General features: G+C 45.2%; 14 protein-coding genes and 2 tRNA genes. 10 read left to right on the top strand and 6 right to left on the bottom strand.

The window, feature by feature from the left end; all coding sequences use genetic code 11:
• Positions 1–153 precede the first annotated feature (153 nt).
• On the top strand, positions 154–804 hold the full coding sequence (gene elbB, locus ACMXYP_RS00770; protein WP_415883108.1) for an isoprenoid biosynthesis glyoxalase ElbB: 651 nt from the start codon (positions 154–156) through the stop codon (positions 802–804).
• A 117-nt stretch (positions 805–921) separates the two neighbouring features.
• On the opposite strand, the gene ACMXYP_RS00765 is transcribed toward elbB, so the two are convergent.
• The 5 genes from ACMXYP_RS00765 to hisB all read right to left on the bottom strand — a co-directional run bounded on the left by ACMXYP_RS00765 (position 922) and on the right by hisB (position 7,282).
• Positions 922–4,005 carry an efflux RND transporter permease subunit gene (locus tag ACMXYP_RS00765; protein ID WP_415883107.1) on the bottom strand — a complete coding sequence of 1,028 codons (3,084 nt, stop codon included), beginning with the start codon at positions 4,003–4,005 and terminating at the stop codon, positions 922–924.
• A gap of 7 nt (positions 4,006–4,012) precedes the next feature.
• Positions 4,013–5,014, bottom strand: coding sequence for an efflux RND transporter periplasmic adaptor subunit (locus ACMXYP_RS00760; protein ID WP_415883106.1), 1,002 nt, complete (start codon positions 5,012–5,014; stop codon positions 4,013–4,015).
• Between the two features lie 184 nt (positions 5,015–5,198).
• Positions 5,199–5,972, bottom strand: coding sequence for an imidazole glycerol phosphate synthase subunit HisF (hisF, locus tag ACMXYP_RS00755; RefSeq protein ID WP_415883105.1), 774 nt, complete (start codon positions 5,970–5,972; stop codon positions 5,199–5,201).
• A gap of 32 nt (positions 5,973–6,004) precedes the next feature.
• Positions 6,005–6,685, bottom strand: coding sequence for an imidazole glycerol phosphate synthase subunit HisH (gene hisH, locus ACMXYP_RS00750; RefSeq protein WP_415883104.1), 681 nt, complete (start codon positions 6,683–6,685; stop codon positions 6,005–6,007).
• A gap of 3 nt (positions 6,686–6,688) precedes the next feature.
• Positions 6,689–7,282, bottom strand: a complete 594-nt coding sequence (gene hisB / locus ACMXYP_RS00745) for an imidazoleglycerol-phosphate dehydratase HisB (RefSeq protein ID WP_415883103.1) — start codon at positions 7,280–7,282, stop codon at positions 6,689–6,691.
• Positions 7,283–7,429: 147 nt separating this feature from the next.
• Here hisB and ACMXYP_RS00740 point away from each other — a divergent pair, with 147 nt between their 5' ends.
• From ACMXYP_RS00740 to ACMXYP_RS00715, 6 genes are all read left to right on the top strand, one after another.
• The gene (locus ACMXYP_RS00740) at positions 7,430–8,335 is read left to right on the top strand and encodes a diguanylate cyclase (RefSeq protein WP_415883102.1); all 906 of its coding nucleotides are present in this window, start codon (positions 7,430–7,432) and stop codon (positions 8,333–8,335) included.
• 90 nt (positions 8,336–8,425) lie between these two features.
• Positions 8,426–10,588, top strand: a complete 2,163-nt coding sequence (locus tag ACMXYP_RS00735; RefSeq protein ID WP_415883101.1) for an AsmA family protein — start codon at positions 8,426–8,428, stop codon at positions 10,586–10,588.
• A gap of 6 nt (positions 10,589–10,594) precedes the next feature.
• Positions 10,595–11,644, top strand: coding sequence for an A/G-specific adenine glycosylase (gene mutY / locus ACMXYP_RS00730; protein ID WP_415883100.1), 1,050 nt, complete (start codon positions 10,595–10,597; stop codon positions 11,642–11,644).
• Positions 11,645–11,661: 17 nt separating this feature from the next.
• Positions 11,662–11,934 (top strand): oxidative damage protection protein, encoded by a 273-nt coding sequence (locus tag ACMXYP_RS00725; protein ID WP_415883099.1) that lies wholly within the window; start codon positions 11,662–11,664, stop codon positions 11,932–11,934.
• Positions 11,935–11,997: 63 nt separating this feature from the next.
• Positions 11,998–12,073 (top strand) — tRNA-Phe (locus ACMXYP_RS00720).
• 65 nt (positions 12,074–12,138) lie between these two features.
• Positions 12,139–12,214, top strand: a tRNA-Phe gene (locus ACMXYP_RS00715).
• Between the two features lie 381 nt (positions 12,215–12,595).
• Here ACMXYP_RS00715 and ACMXYP_RS00710 read toward each other — a convergent pair.
• Complete coding sequence (locus tag ACMXYP_RS00710; protein WP_415883098.1) at positions 12,596–13,540, bottom strand: carbon-nitrogen hydrolase family protein; 945 nt, start codon at positions 13,538–13,540, stop codon at positions 12,596–12,598.
• 350 nt (positions 13,541–13,890) lie between these two features.
• Between ACMXYP_RS00710 and ACMXYP_RS00705 the strand changes: the two genes are divergently transcribed.
• From ACMXYP_RS00705 to ACMXYP_RS00695, 3 genes are all read left to right on the top strand, one after another.
• Positions 13,891–15,432, top strand: coding sequence for a methyl-accepting chemotaxis protein (locus tag ACMXYP_RS00705; RefSeq protein ID WP_415883097.1), 1,542 nt, complete (start codon positions 13,891–13,893; stop codon positions 15,430–15,432).
• A 1-nt stretch (position 15,433) separates the two neighbouring features.
• On the top strand, positions 15,434–18,433 hold the full coding sequence (locus ACMXYP_RS00700; RefSeq protein ID WP_415883096.1) for an EAL domain-containing protein: 3,000 nt from the start codon (positions 15,434–15,436) through the stop codon (positions 18,431–18,433).
• A 634-nt stretch (positions 18,434–19,067) separates the two neighbouring features.
• Complete coding sequence (locus ACMXYP_RS00695; RefSeq protein ID WP_415883095.1) at positions 19,068–22,031, top strand: transporter substrate-binding domain-containing protein; 2,964 nt, start codon at positions 19,068–19,070, stop codon at positions 22,029–22,031.
• Positions 22,032–22,306 lie beyond the last annotated feature (275 nt).

The raw sequence follows: 22,306 nt of genomic DNA, 5'->3' as shown, positions 1-22,306 counted from the left end.
CAGAAAACGATGACAAGCTCATGACAGCCTAGAGATCAGGCTAAAAATTAAGTAACTTTTTGTCACCATAGTAATAAAACTGATCTTATCGTACTCTGCATACAAAAGGGTATGATCAAACTCATATCACTGTAGATAAAGGAGCCTGAAAGCATGAAGAAAATTGCAGTAATTCTATCTGGTTGCGGCGTATACGATGGCGCAGAAATTTACGAGTCGGTTCTGACTTTGCTACAGATCGCCGAAAGCGGTGCTAGTTCACAGTGTATGGCACCGAATATCGAACAGATGCACGTTATTAATCACCTTACTGGCGAAGAAGCCGGTGAAACACGTAACGTTTTAGTTGAAGCAGCGCGTTTAGCACGTGGTGAAATTATCGATCTTGCAACAGCCAATGCTGAAGATTACGACGCTTTGATTATTCCAGGTGGTTTTGGTGCAGCAAAAAACCTATCGGACTTTGCAGTAAAAGGCCCTGAGTGCTCAGTAAACCCTAATGTAATTAGCTTTACTCAAGCGATGCATAAAGCAGGTAAGCCAGTTGGTCTAATCTGTATTGCCCCAGCAATGACACCAATTCTATTCGGCGAAGGCGCGACATGCACGATCGGTAATGATGCCGACACTGCATCCGCAATTGAAGCGATGGGTGGTAAGCACCAAGATTGTGGTGTTAGCGAAATCGTAATCGATTCAGAGCGTAAAGTGGTGACAACTCCAGCTTATATGCTTGCGGGTTCAATTACCGAAGCGGCATCAGGTATCCGCAAGCTAGTAGATGAAGTACTTAAACTAGCTTAAGTAAAAATCACTGACAGAAAAAAGCGGCGATGTTCATTCGCCGCTTTTTTTATGCTTCTTTCTTAGCTTCCTTAAAGCTTACATTCTGCCCTTAAACCTATAATCTATCCTAGCCAATTAAGTACCCTGCCGACGATGCGACCACTGCATAAAAATGCGGTATAGCATAGGAATCAGAAATAGCGTCAGTACGGTCGAGAACGCCAAACCACTCACAATCGCAGTTGCTACCGGCCCCCAAATTAAAGAGTGACCACCTAAGCCCGTTGCCAAAGAGAACAAGCCTGCAATCGTCGTTAGCGAAGTAATCAAGATTGGAATAACGCGTCGTCTAGCCGCGTATAAGGTGGCATGTTTTACCGACATCCCTTTATCTAAGCGTTGGTTACCCGCTGAGATCAGTACAATCGCCGCATTCACCGCAATCCCAGCCAATGCCACAACACCGTACATAGTGAACAGACTCAGAGGGTTTTGTGTCAGCAATAGACCCAGCACTACACCAGTAAACGCCATTGGGATGGTCATCAAGATCATCAACGGCTGCATATAACTAGAGAACTGCGTACCCAAAATCAGGTACATCAGACCTATACCAAACAGGAAGAGAATACCGATCGCATCCAAACTCTCTTGGATATCATCCAATTCACCAGAGAAGTCTAAATCCAGATTTGGAAACTGTACTTGTAGCTCGTTATTCCAATGCTCCAAGACCATAGCGTTGGCGGTTACTGTATCCATACTATTAGGCAGGAGATCAGCTTCAACCGTGATCGCACGGCGGAAGTTATAGTGTCGAATATTGCCAAGCGCCTTTTCTTTTTCAAAATGCACCAGATTAATCAGTGGTACACGACCGCCATCGGCTAACGGCAACTCAAACAGAAGTAACTGCTCGATATCACTGTATTGCTGCGGCTTCGCACGTACCCGTACTTCCAGTTTTTCACCTTCATGCTGCATATCAGCGACGATTTCACCATCTACCAATAACTGCGCTGTACGGATAACCTCTTGCGGATTGAGTCCCGCCTGAGTAATCGCATCATACTCGGCTTTTAGCGTCAGCGTCATACGACCACCGCCAGCATCGTCGGTAATATCGGTTATCGCTTCCACCGAGCGCATATAGGTCTGCAATGCATCCGCAGCTGCACGAATCTCTGCGTATTCATCACCACGGACTTTAATGCTGATTGGCTTAGACACCGGCGGACCGCCCGCCAAACGCAAGAAAGAGATATTCAAAGGCCCCGGCAAAGCCAATGCATCTTCACGCACCGCGGCTAATAACTCATCGACCGAGCGGTTATCTTCTGTCTTAGGTTTCAGGCCGACTAATACCTGACCGTAGTGCTCACCAAACATTGGTGCCGTTTCGGTAAATTGTTGTCCGGCATAACCCACAACAGCTCGTAGATCTTCATCTTTAAGGTGTTTACGTACCACCTTCTCCATTTGTTTTACTTTGTCCAAGGTGGCATCAAGAGAGGTCTCTGGGGCCATCTCCATATTGACGTAAAACAAGCGCAACGGATCCGAGGCAAAGAAATCCATCTTGATCAAACCTGCTCCTAATGCCCCCATCGAGCCAAGAAACAGTGCACCAATCAAGCTAAAGGTCAGCACAGGGCGACGCATCGCTTTAATCAACGATCGAACATAAGTGATCTGGATTTTATGGGTCATGCGGGTACGGAATCGCTGCATACGCCCCGGATTAGCAAAGGACACTCGCGCCACACTCACGTGTACCGGCAGCATCCAAAAAGCTTCGACTAGAGAGATCGCCAATGCAATGGTGACCACCATAGGGATCACCCGCATAAAGTCACCTAAGATCCCCGGCAGCAGCATTAAAGGCAAAAAGGCCGCCATTGTCGTCAATACCGCACTGATTACCGGTCGCCCCACCTCTTCGAGCGAGGCCATAGTGGCTTGATAGATCGGTTGCCCTAGCTGTAAACGATGATAGATCGCCTCCACCACGACCACTGCATCATCCACCAACATCCCGAGCACAATCACCACACCGAGCAGCACGGTAACATTTAAGGTTTCCCCCATGCCCCAGAGCACCCAGAAAGTACCCGCCAGAATAAAGGGGATACCAATCGCAGTTAAAAAGGCGATATGCGCACCCAAGAACAACCAAGCCACTACCAATACCAAGATCAAACCGATCAAAGCATTGTTCTGCATAAGGCTGATCGCTTCACGGGTCGGCACGGTCTGATCATCGACCAGCACCAGTTTCACACCAGTTGCTTGGGCCAACTCATTGCGCTGATCCATATAGGTTTTCACCCGTTCAACCAGCTCTAAGGTATTGGCATTGGCTTTTTTCATCACCGCCAATACAACCGCTGGTTTGCCATCAATCACTGCATCTTGTTGCGCTTTTGCCCTGGTTTGCACAACCTCGGCGACTCGGCCAAGGGTGATCTCTTCACCCTGCAGATTGATCAACGGGATATGCTTAACCTGATCTGGGTCGGCACTGCGCCCCACCAAACGCACAAGCCATGCCTGCTCACCAACGTTCACGCTACCAGCAGAGATATCCTGAAACCAAACAGATACAGTATTCGACAGCTGAGTTGGGGACAGCGATAGCGCCTGCAGCGCTTCAGGGTCAAAATTCACCTGCAACTCAGGATCATCCAGACCAATCGGATCGACCCGATCTACACCAGTGATACGTTCTAGATCTTTTTCGATATTACGCGCTTGCACCCTGAGGTTTTCGTCGTCATCTAGTGCGGTTACAGCCACTGTAACACTCGGGAAAGCGTTGGCGCTGGTGATCTCTAAGATCACCGGGTCAATCGCATTTTCCGGTAGCTCGTCTTCTACATTTTGAATTTCTCGACGCAGATCATTGATCCGTTTATCGAAGGTACGCTCATCAATATCAGAAAAGCGTATCAGCAAACTCGACACAGCTTCACGGCTGTTAGATGAAGCAAATTTAATATCGGAGACATTGCGAATTGCGTCTTCTAGCGGGTCAGTTACACGCTTCTCAATATCGTCCGCGCTCGCGCCGGGAAGCACGGTTGTCACAACAACCCAGTTAAAGTTGATGGTTGGGTCTTGTTGGCGAGGTAACAGGTTATAGCAAAGGAAACCGATCACCAATACAAGTAGAAAGGTGAGGTTAGCTAAGACATGGTTGTTAAACAGGCGCATCAACATCTGATTTTTACTCCTGCGCCATCACGGTCACATCACTGCCCGATTCAACCCCGTGCTGACCTTCGACAATCACCATCATATCCAATGGCAGATCAACAACGGTAGCCTGACCTTCAACCGCTTTAGGCAGTGCAATAAATTCTGCCTTGGAATCATTCAGGCCCATAACGCCCAACTGACCATCACGGGACACAATGTACTGAACCGGCAAGCGCCCTTGGGGCTCCTGCCATACCAATCGACCGCTGCTACCTGATATGGCTTTATCGGCACTAAATTGCAGACGAACTTCTTGAGTACGGGCACGATTTTCAACAAAAGGTACAATCACCCGTAGTTCAAGCGGAAAACGTTGCTGTTGAATCTGATATTCGATCTTTGTGGAATTAGGCAGAGAAGCAAGCTGCTTACTACTTAGCAACGCTGATACTTCCTGACGATCTTCAGCCAGAATTTTGAATAGAGGGGTGCCCGATGCAACAAGGCTGCCTTCACCGACTAAACGTTCCGTAACAACTCCGGTAAAGGGTGCTACTGGGGTGCAACGAGCTACCGCTAGCTCTGCTTCATCTAAACGAGCTTGAGAGCCGGAAGCTTGCGCTATTAAGCTATCCAACTCAGCGCGACGCTGATCACGCAGTTCTTTTGAGGCATTACGCTGTTTTAACAATCGCTCAGCTCGGCTTAATTGCTGACGAGCCAAACGGGTTTGCGCTTGTAGCGCGTTTAGCTCACTTTTGACTTGGACTAAGCGCAGGTCAAAATCACGACATTCGAGCTTTAGCAGTGGCGCGCCTTTATCGAGCTGATCGCCTACATTAACAAGCACTTCTTCAACGGGTGCATTTAAACGGCTACTGATAATTACATGATGATCGTTGATCACCTGCGCTGGTGCGCTTTGACTGGATGGAGCTAACAGCTCAGACAGAGGTTTAACTACCACACTTTCAGCGGCCTGTAGCTGTGTACCTAAAACCAAAAGAGTAAGAGTGAAGAGCTGTCGCATAACTGAGTCCTAACTAAATCCCTGTGAACCATTTATTTACAAATGATTCTCAATCTTTTTTCGTGCTACAAAATGATGCATGACCTTGACTCTAATAGCCATACTAAAGTTCACAATGTGTCTAAATTGCGTGCAATAAAAAGCCCCGCATTTGCGAGGCTTCATAATCAGGCTATCACTTCCGTTAAAGACGGACTTCAATACCCTTGTCTCGCATATATTCCTTCGCTTGCGGAACCGTGTACTCATTAAAGTGGAAGATAGAAGCCGCAAGCACAGCGTCTGCCTTGCCTTCGATACAGCCTTCCACTAAGTGATCCAGATTACCTACACCACCAGAAGCGATGACAGGTACGTTGACCGCATCACTAATAGCACGCGTAACTTCTAGGTCGTAACCGTTTTTAACGCCATCTTGGTCCATAGATGTCAGAAGAATTTCACCTGCACCTAACTCAACCATCTTTTGCGCCCACTCAACCGCATCGATACCGGTTGGTTTACGGCCACCGTGAGTAAAGATCTCCCAACGGTTCTCTTCACCCTCTTGGGATACTTTCTTGGCATCAATGGCTACAACGATACATTGTGAACCAAAGCGCTCTGCTGCTTCTTTAACAAACTCAGGGTTAAATACCGCAGCAGAATTAATAGATACTTTATCTGCACCCGCATTCAACATGGTACGGATATCCTCGCAAGTACGAATACCACCACCTACTGTCAGTGGGATAAATACCTGTGAAGCCATACGTTCAACCGTATGCACCATCGTGTCACGGCCTTCATGGGTTGCAGTAATATCTAGAAATGTAATTTCGTCTGCACCCTGTTCATCGTAGCGCTTTGCTACTTCTACAGGATCACCTGCGTCGCGAATATCGACAAACTTAACGCCTTTCACCACGCGACCGTTTTCTACATCGAGGCAAGGAATAATTCGTTTTGCCAAAGCCATGAGTAGCTACCTCTAAAATTTGATCTAATGGATTAAGGTTTAATCGTATTTTCAGTCATCGGTGCAGGTGCTGGCTTACCATCCCAGTTAAGGAAATTCTTAAGCAACTGCAGACCCGCCTTAGAGCTTTTCTCAGGGTGGAACTGCACAGCGAACACATTGTCACGAGCAAGCGCGACATCAAACTGCTGACCGTAACGACAAACACCAGAAACCAGATCACGTTCTTCAGCTGTTACAAAGTAGCTGTGAACAAAGTAGAAACGACTACCGTCTTCGATCTCATTCCATAGAGGGTGATCATCCATCTGAGCAACTTCGTTCCACCCCATATGTGGAACTTTCAGGCGCTCGCCCTCTTCTGCTAGGTCATCGCCAAAGTAATTCACACTACCCTTAAAATGAGACAAGCAATCTACGCCTTCGTTCTCTTCAGAACGCTCCAGCAGAGCTTGCATACCAACGCAGATACCTAGGAATGGTTTACCCGAATTGATTGCATCTGTGACCTCTTTATCCACACCGGCACGTAGCATCTCTGCCATGCAATCACGCATTGCACCAACGCCCGGCAAGATAACGCGGTCAGCACTGGCAACTAGCGCAGGATCAGAAGTCACACGTACTTCAACACCCGGCTGTACAAATTCCAGTGCTTTGGCAACAGAGTGCAAGTTGCCCATGCCATAATCGATTACCGCTACACTCGACATAACTTACAAACACCCTTTTGTAGAAGGCATAACATCCGCAGCACGCGCATCAATCTCTAGTGAGTAACGCAGAGCACGACCAAACGCTTTAAAGATGGTTTCCGCTTGGTGGTGGGCATTGAAGCCCTTGATGTTATCGATATGCAAAGTAACACCGGCGTGATTTACGAAGCCTTGGAAAAATTCCCAAAACAGCTGCGTATCAAAACGGCCGATATTGCCGCGGGTAAAATCACACTTAAAATCGAGCCCTGGTCGACCTGAGAAATCGATAACAACACGGGACAAAGCTTCATCCAGCGGGCAGTAAGCATGGCCGTAGCGCATGATCCCTTTACGATCACCTACCGCTTCTTTAAATGCTTGCCCTAGCGTGATGCCGATATCTTCAACCGTGTGGTGGTCATCGATATGTGTATCGCCTTTAGCATGAATATCTAGATCAATAAGACCATGGCGGGAGATCTGCTCCATCATGTGCTCTAAGAACGGCACACCTGTATCGGCCTTAAACTGGCCTGTTCCATCAATATTTACCGACACAGTGATCTGTGTCTCCAATGTATCTCGACTTACCTTGGCTGTACGGTCCGCCATGGTGATCTCCCACTATATTTGATCTGAGCCGCGATTATACAACCATCCCCCCATCCATGCACTTTCCAAAGCGGTTAATTACACGCAAATACAGAGACCTTGGGCTATCTTGTAGGTATCGCCTTTTATTAAGGACGGAATCAGCTGATGAATGATCCCGATCTACATCAACTATTGCGCGGCAATCATCGCGCGCTATTGTTAGTTATCGATGCTTTACCTTTCCCGATCTATTACAAAGATCACGAAGGTAAGTACCTCGGCTGCAACAAGGCCTATGCTGATTATGTTCAAGTTTCCAGAGAGGATTTGATTGGTCGAAATGTTTTTGAAGTCTTTGATAAAACACCCGCTTCTATTTTTGCAGCAGCTGATATGGATCTTTTAAACAATCCGGGCATCCAAATTTACGAAACACCCGTTCATCGTGAGGGCAAAGACCTCAACTATGTGAAGTTCCATAAAGCCACCTTTCATGACAGCGACGGTTCCGTTGCAGGGCTGATCGGCGCCATCATAGATATCACAGATCAGAAAACTCTAGAGAAGAAATTTAAGCGTTTAGCGACTTATGACGATCTCACCGGTATCTATAACCGTCGTGAAGGTCGTAAACAACTAAAACTGCTGTGCAAAGAAGCGATTCGAAAAGAGCGCCCCATCTCCGTAATCCTGTTAGATATCGATGATTTTAAGGACATTAACGACACATACGGCCATGATACCGGCGATATTGCCCTTAAACAGGCAGCACAGTGTCTAGACCGTTATTCCAGAGCTCACGATTTTGTTTGTCGTTATGGCGGAGAAGAATTCATGATCATCCTTCCCGAAACGAATACAGATTCAGCTTTAAAAATTGGAGAACGTTATCTAGAAGCACTGCGCAGTATGGAAGTACAGATAACAAGTAGTGAGGTAATACACCTTACCGCAAGTATTGGTGTAGGAGAGTTGGATAAAGAGTTTACCGATAGAGAATTGATGCTCAAACAAGCAGATTTAGCCCTCTATCGCGCCAAAGCCAGCGGCAAAAACCAAGTCTGTAGCTAAATTATTCATCCCTCCTTCAGCCTCCGCCATTGAAACTTCATTATTTCCGTTTATCCTCATCCCATCAGAACCCTTGCCAAGGAGAGAACAATGAAAGGTCTGCTGAAATTACTCGCTGGTCTAGCCGCACTGATTGTTGTGGTGATCGTCGCTGGCGGTGCCATTCTGGGTGCATTCTTTGATCCCAACGAATACAAACCCGAAATAGAGCAAGCAGCACTTGATAATGCTGGTATCGAACTAAAAATTAACGGTAATATCGGCTGGTCAGTTTTCCCTTGGTTAGGGCTTGAAGTAAATAAGATTGATGCCAAATTCCCTGGCAAACAGGATTTAGCCAAGCTAAACCAAGCTCAAATCTCTGTACGCCTACCCGCACTATTGTCTGGCAATGTTGAGATGCAAAGCGTGGTGGTAGATGGTTTAGAGCTAAACCTTGTCCAAGAAAAAGATGGCAGCAACAACTGGGCGATCGCAGCGGCACCTGCTGATGCGAAAAAAGATACGACAACAGATGCAGCGCCAAAAGAAGAGTCGGCAAAAAGCACATCTGCACCTATCGCGATCAACATCGACAGTATCCAGATCAGCAACGGTAACATCATCTATCAAGATAAAGCCGCTGATATGATCGCTAAACTTACTGAATTCAACATGTCCTCAGGTCAGGTAGTGACTAACGCTTTCTTCCCAGCAGAGCTGAGCTTTAAAGCTTCACAAACAGTTAAAGGTGAAGAGCAGATTAAAGCCGCAGCGAAACTAGCTGCTGAGTTTTACCTGGATCTGAAACAGCAACAGTACAAGCTTAAAAGCCTAACCAGTGAGCTAAACCTGAGTGGTAAACCACTAGGCGATAAATCACTGGCGCTGAAGACTGCTGCCGATATTGAAGCAGACCTGCCGAAACAACAGCTAAGCCTTAACAACCTAAAACTATCGATTGCCAATCTAAATGCAGAGGGTGCGCTGGCCGTTAATAACTTCGCAGCACCAGCGATCAGCGGCAAGCTGAATGTGGCAACCTTTGATCTAAATCAACTGCTAAGCGCTGTGGGTCAGGCTGAAGTCAAAACTAACGATCCGAACGTTCTAAAAGCGATCAGTTTATCTACAGAACTAGCAGGTCCGGCCAATACAATCACCGCGACAGCGCTAACCGTTAAGCTGGATGATACGACCTTCAACGGTTCTGCAGCATTTAACCTAGCAAACAGCAACATCACGCTGAACCTGCAAGGCGACAAGATCAATGCTGATCGCTACATGCCACCTGCAACGCAAGGTGAAAAAGCAGCAGACTCTTCCAACACAGCAACTGCGAGCACTGCTAAAAAGGGCCAGAGTGGTCCTTACTCGAAAGATCCAATTCTGCCAGTTGAAACACTACGTGGTTTAGAGCTAGACACAACGTTAGGCCTTAAATCACTGCATGTTTCCAATATGGATATCAGCAATGTGGCACTACAAGTAAGCGCTCACGGTGGTTTAATCAAGGCAACGAAAATTGATGCTGATCTATACAAAGGCAGTGTGCGTAACAACGTCACTGTTGATGTGCGTAAGAACACACCGGTTATTACCTCCAAGAAAACCATCACCGGTCTTCAGGTAGGTGACCTGCTAAAAGATATGGCTAACGCTGATCAGCTAACCGGTAAGCTAAACTCAACCTCCAATCTGACACTGCGCGGTAACTCTGTTCACGATTTTGTAAACAGCGTTACAGGTACTGCAAAAGTGAACATGAAAGATGGTGAACTAAAAGGCTTAGACATGGCACAAACGGTTTGCCAGGGCCTAAACAATGTTAGCGCGCTAGGCGGTGATGCTGAGCAAGTAGATCGTTCTACGCCATTTACCAGCATGGGCGCTTCTACCCGTATTAAAAATGGCGTGGTTACAAACAAAGATCTTAAAGCCGCACTGGATGCAATGACCCTAAGCGGCAAAGGCACCGTAAACCTACCAAAACAAATGTTGAACTACCGTCTTGGCTTTATGGTTGAGAAGAATCTGTTTAAAGAAACCTGCTCTTTCCCCAATAAACTGGAAGGCGTCGAGGTACCAATCGACTGTAAAGGAAGCTTTAACACAGAACCAACCAAGCTATGTAAGCCTGATTTCAGCTTTATCACTGACGCGCTAAAACAGGACGTTAAAAAGAAAGTTGAAGAGAAAAAAGAGAAACTAAAAGCCAAAGCTGAAGAGAAACTTAAAGATAAGCTAGGCGACAAACTGAAAGGTTTATTTTAACCCCTAATGACACCTGATTTATTCGCTAATGCCGTGCTGGAATGGTTTGACCAGCACGGTCGTCACGACCTACCTTGGCAAGAGAAAAAGACCGCTTATAACACTTGGATCTCTGAGATCATGCTGCAGCAGACTCAGGTCACCACGGTTATTCCTTACTATCAACGCTTTATCGAACGCTTCCCAACTGTAGAAGAGCTAGCTGCTTCAGAGCAGGATGAAGTTCTCCATCTATGGACAGGTTTAGGTTATTACGCCCGAGCCCGTAATCTGCATAAAACCGCGCAGATAGTTAGCAGGGAACATCAAGGTCAGTTTCCTGAAACAGTTGAAGGGTTGGAAGAGCTACCCGGCATTGGTCGCTCCACTGCAGGGGCCGTCTTATCGATCAGCACCGGTAAGTGGGCTCCGATTCTAGATGGCAATGTAAAACGAGTATTAGCACGTTTTTATGCGCTAGAGGGCTGGCCAGGCACAACCGCTAATCAAAAGCTGCTGTGGCAATATGCCGAACAGAATACACCGCAAGAACGTACGGGTGATTACACGCAAGCGATGATGGATCTGGGCGCCACCCTTTGCACTCGCAGTAAACCATCCTGCTTACTCTGCCCTCTGCAGCATGGTTGCCAAGCATTCGAATTAGGTAAAACCGATCAACTTCCAGCACCTAAGCCGAAAAAGACGATTCCGGTAAAACAAACCTACATGCTGATCTTACAGCAGGATAATCAATCTGAGGTTTTACTCTATCAACGCCCACCGAGTGGTTTATGGGGTGGATTGTGGAGCCTACCTCAAGTTGCAGACCTACGTGACACCTTCAACGAAACCGGTTTGGAGCTAGATGAAGAAAGCATTCAGCTCATGGATCCTCTGCGTCACACCTTTAGTCATTTCCATCTAGATATCACCCCAGTGAAGGCGCGAGTAAATACCCCTACAGACTGTGTCATGGAAGGGAAGCCTCTGCTCTGGTATAACATAGAGCAACCAGAAAATGTTGGTTTAGCAGCACCGGTTAAGAAACTCTTGCAACAACTAACCAACGCGTAAATTGATTGGAGCAAAACATGAGTCGCACCGTCCTATGCCGTAAATATAAAGAGGAACTTGAAGGATTGGATCGTCCTCCTTATCCAGGCGCTAAAGGCCAGGAAATTTACGACACAATATCCAAAAAGGCTTGGAAAGAGTGGACTGATCATCAAACAATGATCATTAACGAAAAGCACCTGAGTATGATGGACCCATCCACCCGTGAATTCCTGCAAACAGAGATGCAAAAGTTCATGGATGGAGAAGACTACGAGAAGGCTGAAGGCTACGTTCCACCTTCAAAATAGTTTTTTTGTAACAAGTGGTTGACAGTTTTCCGTGAAGACGGTTTAATACGCGCCACTTGAGTTGCCCAGATAGCTCAGTCGGTAGAGCAGGGGATTGAAAATCCCCGTGTCCGTGGTTCGATTCCGCGTCTGGGCACCACTTCCTTAAAGAGGCTTGTTAATTCAAATTACAGGCTTTTTTTGTCTCTGGAAGAACTCATTTATGCCCAGATAGCTCAGTCGGTAGAGCAGGGGATTGAAAATCCCCGTGTCCGTGGTTCGATTCCGCGTCTGGGCACCACTTTCCTAGCTTTAAATCCCTTACTTTATATTTAGATTTCCCAAGATTGATTATCTTTGGGCGTTATCGAACCTATTCGATTATTCGCTTCGCTCACCCTTCGGGCTATCGTCGTTGCACTCCGATGTGTGAATGCCTAGGGCATTGATCCGCGCCTGGGCACCACTTCTTCTCTTCTAGATTCTCTCTTTAGTTAAATACCCTAGCAAGATTATATTTCGCAGGCGTCACCGAACCTGGTTAGATTATTCGCTTCGCTCACCCTTCAGGCTATCGTCGTTGCACTCCGATTTACCAATACCTTCTGCATTGATCTGCCTACAAGCTAGATATGCATAAAACCACATTACCTTTGATAGTTTTCAGGTCTTCCATCTGTTATTAACAATCGTCGATGAATTTAATAGGTGGCTTGTTGCCTCTATCCACTTCAATATTGAATATATCAGGACGGTTATAGTGGCCTGATACATCCAGTGCTTTACGCGAACGTCGCGCATCTTCTAAATCAATATCTGCAAACAAAATCTCTTTTTCTTGATGCAGTGGACCTGCATGCACACCACCGAAAGGTTTGATAATCACGGCATCGCCAGGGTTTATCCATTCATCTTGATCAAAGAGGGAATCACGTTCAGGAAAATCCTCTGGAATATCGGATCCGGTCATAGCCGTCGCTGTACTTAGAACCCAGCACCCACCTTCTCGAGCAATATGATGCATGGAGGAGATCCAAATCTCTCCACTGTCCCAAGTAGGCGCAATATATATATCGATATTCTGAGAAAACAGAGCATAGCGCGCCAGTGGCATATAGTTTTCCCAACAAATTAAAGTCCCCAACCTACCGTATGGAGTCTCTACAACCTTAAGCCCAGAAGCATCTCCCATACCCCAAACCATTCTTTCAGGATTTGTGGGCATCATTTTTCGGTGATGATTGAGTATTTGTCCATCAGTCCCGATTACAACTAGCGTGTTATAAAGTGTGGTACCACTATAGGTTGTATCTCTTTCATTCATGCCCATCACAACGACCATATTATGCTGGCGCGCTGATTCACAGAGAGGATCTAAATCACCAGCCTGGATATCAACCGAGTTTTCTCTCAATTTCGCATGAATAGTGTTACCCAAAGCCATGTCTTTGCCCGGGCTCAGTCGCCATATCCAAGTTGGATAACCAGGTAAGTATGCTTCAGGGAAAACAATAATATTCGCACCACTATTCGCCGCTTCCTCTATCGTTTCCAAAGCCCTTGCTAGTGACGCTTCAAGATTCAACAAAACAGGTGGCTTTTGGGATATCGCTACTTTGATACTCATATTTTTCTCCACACAAGGTGACTAGGATAAGCGTAGCCCAACTGAATCAGTTTCCCATTCTTTATATTTATGACACTGACTACACCCATTCTAAAATCCATACAAACATAGGCAGTTCGCCCAATTTCGTTTTATTTATGAGAAAAAACTAAAAACATGCACATCACTTGTGCAGCGCAATATCAGAAAGTCCTTTTGATCTAAGACAGGACAGCCATCTTTTGCGCACTGCAAAAACATGACATGGCGCAATTACTCAATAAACGAAAGATTTTATAATTGCCCGATTTCATTGCTCCCCTAGGAAACAAACCGACCAATCGGACTGGCGCATAAACAAGAGGCTGTACATGAATTGTACCGGTATCGAAAAGAAGTATCCTGAAGGCGTACGCCTGATATCCACCACTAACTTGCAGGGTGTTATCACTTACGCTAACCCAGCTTTTTGCGAAGTTGCGGGTTATCACGTTGATGAGTTAATCGGTAAAAATCACAGTATTGTGAGACACCCAGATATGCCGCCGGCAGCCTTTGGCGACTTATGGGTACACGCCAAAGATGATCGCCCTTGGATGGGTTTAGTAAAGAACCGTTGTAGAAATGGTGACCATTACTGGGTACAGGCTTATGTTACGCCGCTGTTTGATAAGCACGGAAGCAAAATCGGTTATCAATCCGTAAGGACCCGACCAACTGATGCCCAAATCCAACGTGCTGAAGCCGTTTATACTAAACTGCGCACTAAAAAAGTCAGCATAAAACCATACTGTCTATCTAACCGACTAATGATCACAGGCCTGATGGCTTTCCTTTGTGCTCTAGTCTCTGTATTTCTTCCGCTGTCTGATTATATGCAAGCAGGTATCATCGCTGCGATTGCGTTAGCATTTATCTCATATCAGGCAGTTATTCTAAAACCTCTAAAACACCTGAAAGATAACGCTGTAGACGTCTATGACAATGCGCTCGCTCAATATGTGATGTCAGGCCATATGAATGAGGTGGGATGTGCAGATATGGCTAATTTGATGCTTCAGGCGCGTCTCAGAACCGTAATAGGCCGCGTCCAAGACAGTATCACCACCTTAACCCAATTCATGGATCAAACCCTCTCCTCCATCGATCAAACCTCAAATGGTATCGAAAAACAAAACCTTGAAGCCGATATGCTGGCTAGTGCCGCCACAGAGATGTCAGCGACAGCTCATGAAATAGCACAAAACACTTCGCAAACATCCCATGCCACAAGCCAAACTGCTGACCTAGCGGATGGCGGTAAAGGTATTGTTGAGGAGATGATTGCCGGCATCAAAGACCTAGTTGGGGAAGTTCGCCTCGCAGGAGAATCTTCCGGAGAGCTTAAAACCAAAGCTCAAGCCGTTGAACAGGTAGTCGACATCATTACAGAAATTGCAGAGCAGACAAACTTACTCGCCTTAAATGCTGCAATCGAGGCGGCTCGAGCAGGCGATCAAGGTCGAGGCTTCTCCGTAGTTGCCGATGAAGTACGTACTTTGGCGCAACGGACACAAGAATCCACGACCGAAATCAGATCGACTATCGAAGCGATCCAAAATCAGGTATCTGAAACTGTTCATGTTATGGAACGCTGTGGTAGCCATGCAGAAGCCAATATCCAACGTGCAGAAGGGGTTGGGCAATCATTTGATGAAGTTAATGCGGCCATGCTCAATATCACGGATCTAAGTACCCAAGTAGCCGCAGCGTCTGAGGAACAAAGCTCGGTTTCAGATGAAGTGAGTAGAAATATTGAAAGCATCAGAGATGTAACCTCTGAAAACCATGCAATCGCCAAACGTATGAAAGACTCATCCGTTGAACTGACAAACCTTGTGACGGATCTAAAATCGATGCTTCAGGCTATTTGATATGGATACACAATTGCTGCTTCTACTCACCACCGCATTTTTGCTGTTGGTTGGCGGAATAACGTTCTACCTTTTTAAGGTAAAAGACGATAGTAAAGCTCGTGATATTAACTATCAGAAAGCCCTCCATTCTTTGGATTCCATTATATCCATTGGTGATAGACGCAGCGATTTAGCCTATTTGCAGAAGTGCCTTTCCGAATTTAGTTTGATGTTCAACGCACGTCAGGTTTGGCTTAATTACTCTCATTGCCCAGATATTTTCCTCGACGAAGATTGCAAAGCACTGGAACTAGAGCATCCAGAAATACTGTCTTATGTATTAAAAAACAAGCGTGATTTTTTGAAGTTTTACCCAAAAACAAGCAACAAAAATCTACTCAGCCTGCCAATTATTTATAATGATGATATCCCTGTTATTTTCTCTCTGGAGCTAAAAGAACGGCCGTCCAGAGAGCAAATAGTTCTGGCACGCTCTTTGGCTCTAGCAATCTGGCAAGGCATGAGGAAGAAACATCGTAATAAGCGTATTCATGAACATGAAGTTTTCTTAAGAGCGGCTACGGAAAAAGGCAATGTAGGCCTATTTGATTGGGACCTACGAAGCAACTCTGTTAAGTTTTCCGATGTATGGCTAGCGCAACTAGGTTATATGCCCGGCGAATTTGAGCATAATATTTCGGAGTGGCGCTCCAGTATCCACCCTGCTGATCTTCAAAATGCTGAAGGCTATATTAAAAATTGCTTAGCCAAGAAATATCAGAATTTATCTTTAGATTACCGTCTTACTCATAAAAACGGTCATATTCTGTGGATGAGAGCACAAGCTTCAGTTTTTTATACTGACCTTAATGAAGCTTATCGTATTGTCGGCGCACATATTGATATCAGTGCTGAGAAAAAAGCAGAAGAGATCTTAATCACCGAACGAGATCAGGCCCATCGTTTAGCAACCCGTAATGACACAATCCTTGAAAGTATCAGTGACGGCATTGTTGAGCTAGATGCTGAAGGCAAGCAGATTTTTGTCAACAAGGCAGCGACTGCAATCTTAGGCTATAGCACGGATGAACTAATCGGACATCCCATTCAGGATACTTGGTATCGCACTAACTCAGTAAGGGAAAGTCTGAGTGAAAGTAACTCGAGTATAGAAAGTACGTTATCAACCGGAGCTTCTTTATCTTCCGATGATTGGTTTATCAAAGACAGTGGTGATTGCATTCCGGTGCATCGAAAAGCTGCTCCAATCATCACTAACGGTGTAATCACTGGCGCAGTGATCTCATTTTTTGATATTAGTAAGCAGATCGCTGATCATCGTTCTATCAAGCTTTCCGCAGCTGTTTATCAGAACACTGCTGAAGGGATCATGATCACAGATGCTGACAACAAAATTGTTTCCGTAAACCCCGCGTTTGAACGTATTACTGGTTATTCCAGTCAAGAAGTAGTGGGCTTAGGTCCAGAGTTACTCGCATCTGAATTAACGCCTCGCGAAACTTATACCGATATGTGGAAGAGCATTTCCGAACGAGGCAGCTGGAAAGGTGAGATAGTCAATAAACGCAAGGACGGTATTCACTTTACCGAACTGCTTTCCATCACCACTCTGAAGGATGATTTTGGCCACCAATATTATGTTGGTGTGCTAAACGACATAAGCCAAGTTAAGCAGGCACAAGAACAGCTAACCCAGCTCGCTAATCACGATCGCTTAACCGGTATTCCCAACAAGTTTTTCTTCGAGAGTCTGATAGATCACTTATTACCTAAAGATATGCGTCGTAAACGCAAATCAGCTCTGCTCTATCTGGATTTAGATCGTTTTAAAAATATCAACGACAGTATGGGCCACGAATACGGCGACCAACTCATTATCGATTGTGCAAAACGCCTCTCAAGCCAGATTCGTGACATAGATTATTGTGCCCGAATTGGCGGGGATGAATTTGCTGTATTTGTCGATGATTACGACAACGAAGACGAAATCTATACCTTGGCAGAGCGCTTAATTAAAACAATTTCAGCCCCCTATAACCTAGAGGGCTGCACATCCTACATTGGTTTGAGTGTTGGTATAGCATTCTCGCCTAAGGATGGTAGGAATTTAGACGAACTTAAACGGGCCGCTGATGCAGCTCTCTATCAGGCAAAAGCAGACGGCCGCGGAGTTTATAGAACCTACTCTTCCGAAATGTCTGATATGGCTAAAGAAAGACAAGAACTTGAAATTCTTCTGCGACAAGCAATGCAAGAGCAAGAGCTGAAACTGCACTATCAGCCTCAGGTAGATATCACCACGGGGAAAACCATCGGTTATGAAGCCCTTGCACGATGGGAACACAAAGAAAAAGGTTATATTTCGCCAGCTCAATTTATTCCATTGGCTGAAGAAACGGGTTTGATTTCGGACTTAGGTAAATGGGCCCTCAATCAAGCTGCTAAGCAGCTTAGAAACTGGTTGGATACTGGTGTCGAAACTAACTATATCGCGGTGAACATATCAGCCCTTCAACTTGCTCGTACTGATCTTGTATCAGACGTAAAAGCGGCGATTACCCAATATGAAATCCCAGCAACGATGCTCGAACTAGAAATAACAGAAAGCTTCTTGGTCCATGACCCCCAGAAAGCAGCTGTAGTATTAAGCGAGCTCAAAGAATTAGGCGTGCGGGTCTCCATCGATGACTTTGGAACAGGCTTCTCGTCTTTAGGTTATATAAAAGACTTACCATGCGATTGCATCAAAATTGATCAAAGCTTTATTCGTTCAATTACAGAAAACGAAAGTGACAAATCATTGGTCAAAGCGATTATTGCTATGTCTCAGGGCCTAGGCTTAGGCGTCATTGCTGAGGGTGTGGAACACGTAGAGCAGGTTGAGATGTTAAAAGATCTAGGCTGCCAAGTTGTCCAAGGCTGGTATTACAGCAAACCTCATCCTCCTGAGTATTTTTTACCTAAAAATAAAAAGCACCCGAAACTGTTTGCTGCTTAATTTCTCTCTGATAGGGCTTTCTGGGTCACCTTTAAGCCCTCCTATCTCAAAACCATCGCCCCACCTCTTATTGATCTAAATCAAATATCTACTCTTATCACAGCCAAAATAATTGTAACAACCAGATTCTACGAGTAATTTTTGTTAGTGCTTCGTGTCAGATCCAAGCATACATATCACAAGATCATATGTGACAGTGTCATAAAAATAATAACTAGACATACACTAGGATTAGCCAAATATGTTAGAAGGCTTAAACAATTTTCCGCTAGAGGGGCTTATAGCTCTGGGTACTTTTTTCCTTGTAGGTACATTGTGGCTAGCAATGGTTGTTTTTAATAGAAAAAATAAATGGCAACAAATATTCTGTCCTGAAGACCGAAGCACATGCTTTTGCCGTAGTTGCCGAGCAGAAAGAGGAAGTATTGAGTAATCCTGTGACCACCCACGTCAAGCAAAGAGGGGAGCGAGAAGCAATCTCGCCCATTCTTAGTCTGATGCCACGACAAAATAATCCATGCCCCTCGTTATACTCAAAGAACCGTTAATGCAGTAGGCAATTTCAAACCCTACCATTTAATGATATAGATAGAGTCCCAATACAATAACAATATAAGTTTTAGGGATTATCTTCGTGTTACGGCAGACATCACTTTTCACCTTTCTTTTCTCATTAATCTTACTGACATCCAGTTTTTTTGTTCAGGCAAATGAGATACCTCTGACACAGGAAGAGAAAACTTGGCTGCTCAACCATCAGAAAATTCGAGTCCATAACGAAGTCAGTTGGGGACCTTTTAATTACCACGAATTCGGTCGTTCTAAAGGCTATTCTGTTGAATTCATGAACCTTCTGGCAGAAAAGCTCGGTATAGAAGTTGATTACGTAACCGGCCCTACTTGGGGTGAATTTCTAACTATGCTGGATCATAAAGAGCTTGATGTGATGCTCAATATCATCAAGACAGATGATCGCAGCAAATACATTCTCTTTACCGACCCTTATGTAAATAACCCTTCAGGGATTGTTGTCCGGGACGATAATCGTACCGTGCGAGATCTGAGAGATCTCAATGGCCGTGTTCTTGCTATTCCTAAAGGCTTCTTCTACCAAGAAATTATCGAAAAGCATTTTCCAGGTATTCAGCTGTTACTACTTAAAGATCAAGTAGATAGCCTTAAAGCAGTGGCCTTTGGCCGGGCCGATGCCACCATGGGTGGGATTGCAGTCCAAAACCACCTAATCCGAAAACATCTGATGAGTAACCTCAAAATCGTTGGCGGTATTGATGATCCCCGCTTTGCCAATCTTTTACGTATAGGGGTACGAGATGATTGGCCTATCTTTCGCTCTATTATGCAAAAAGCGATTGAATCAGTTACCAAAGAGGAAAGAGATCGGCTAAGCCGCCGCTGGCTAGAAGGCGGGTTACAAAGAACCCAGACTCTTCATCTAGATAAAGAAGAACAAGAATTCCTCGCGGCTAACCCTGTCCTAAGGGTACATAACGAAATGGCCTGGCCTCCCTTCAATTACAACGAACAAGGCAAACCGAAAGGCTTTTCTATTGATGTCATGAACCTCATTGCCAAGAAAACCGGTTTTAGGATCCAGTATGTCAGTGGACCAAACTGGAATGATTTCTTAGCGATGACCAAGGAGCGTGAATTAGACATGATGCTCAATATCGTCAATACCACTGAGCGTCGTAAATATATCCGCTTTACCCGCCCTTATGCAGTCAATCCGAATGTTATTGTTAGTAAGAAAAGCGCTAAATTCGAATCTATTGAAAGTCTATTCGGCAAAACAGTGGCTATACCAAAAGGCTTTTTCTACGAAGAGATCCTGACCAACGAATACCCACAAATCAAGCAACATCTGGTAACCGATGCCATCGAAAGTCTGAAAGCCATCTCTATTGGTAAAGCGGATGCGGCACTAGGTGAAGCTGCTGTTTTTAACCACCTTATCGCTAAAAATTTGATGAATGACCTCACCGTATCGGGTGAGGTAGATGTAGGCAAACCTGATCTAGCCAATCTACGCATTGGTGTTCGTTCAGATTGGCCTATCCTGCAACGAATTATGGATCGTGCCATTGAATCCCTTACCAGAGATGAAGTCGCTGCTATTTCTCAGCGCTGGATGGGCAATGAGAACTATGTCGCTAGACCTGGTAGTGGTCTTAGCCTAACGGCCGTAGAAAAGGCCTATTTAGAAAAGCAGCCTGGCATAACATTTTGTGCCAACCCAGATTGGATGCCTTTAGAACAGATCGGATCAGGAGGGCGTCATGAAGGCATGGTTGCCGACTACCTGAATTTAATGGCCGATCGGATTGGTATAGGCATGACAATGCTACCAACAGAAAGTAGCCAACAGTCCCTAGAATACGCCCAGAATAGACGCTGTGACATCATGTCCGCGGCCTTCGAAACTGCTGAAGCTAAACGACAATTAAACTTCACTAAGCCCTACCTGCGCTTACCTTTAGTCATCGCGATTCAGGAAGACTCTCTATTTGTTGATGGCCTCAAATCACTCAAAGATAAAACCATCGGGGTACCTAAAGGCTACGGTTTACTTAGCAAACTCCAGCAAGATTACCCTAAGATAAATGTAATTGAAGTAGATAGCGTCGCTGACGGTCTACGCATTGTCGAGGAAGGTAGAATTTTCGGTTTAATCGGGGCGATAGCTCCCGTGGGCCATGCGATTCGTAAACACCGTTTCCTAAATTTAAAAATAGGAGGCCGTTTAGATGAGGACTGGAAACTGGCAGTCGCCATCCGTAACGATAGCCCTGAGCTTCTTTCCATGTTCAACAAGGCCACCGAATACATAACAGAAGAGGAGCACTCCAAAGTATTCCAACGCTGGGTATCGGTTAAATTTGAACACGATGCTAATTATGAACTGATCTGGAAACTCGTATTTGCCGCGTTGTTCATTATCACGATAATCACGCTATGGAATTGGAAACTATCTCGACTGAATAAACAGCTGAAGTCAGAAATAAACCTACGTGAAGCTGCTGAACTGCAATTGAATCAACTTAATGAAAAGCTCAATAGCAAGAATACAGAGTTATCCATCCTTTCTACAACCGATGCTCTAACTGGGTTAAACAACCGTCTACACATTGAGCTGTTACTGGAAGAGGAGATCTACCGTCTCCAACGTTTCAAACGCCCACTTTCAATTCTGCTATTGGATGTCGACCTATTTAAAAAGATAAACGACCAATACGGCCACCTCTGTGGCGATGCTGTGCTGAAAAGATTTGCACAAATACTACGAGAGAACACCCGTAAAACAGACAAAATAGGTCGTTGGGGCGGTGAAGAATTTATGATTCTTTTACCTGAAACAAACGCACAAATGGCTTACCGCTTAGCAGAAAAACTTCGCACTGCCATCGCAGCAGAAATGTTTGAAGAGGTCGATCAAGTGACAGCTAGCTTCGGCTTGGCTGAAGCAGCCATTGATCACTCACCCAGGGAATTAATTCAATTAGCTGATGCAGCACTGTACGAGGCAAAAGAAATGGGACGCAACCGAGTAGTTAACGGTAGTAGCGTCGAAAATGCCTGAATAATCAACAGTCTATTTGCAAGCTTAGAAACAACGCTAAGTGCTATAGGCAGCAAACATACAATCATCTGTTGTTTGCTGCCTATATACCTCTTGAGCCCTAGTACAATTTTATCTAGTATGATCATTCAAATATGACGATTTTGTTACAAATTATCTAATATTTGATACTCAAAAAGGTAAAGGTAGCTCTATTGCTCAAAAGTCAGAATAGTCCATTTTTGATACTGATATGCTGCTTGTTGCTATCAACAGAAGTGCTTTCCGCCTTTTGT

This window comes from Neptuniibacter sp. QD34_54 (assembly GCF_047778055.1).
GTDB lineage: Bacteria > Pseudomonadota > Gammaproteobacteria > Pseudomonadales > Balneatricaceae > Neptuniibacter.
The sequence above is the reverse complement of the archived record's forward strand: the minus strand, read 5'-3'. Positions and strand labels throughout refer to the sequence as shown.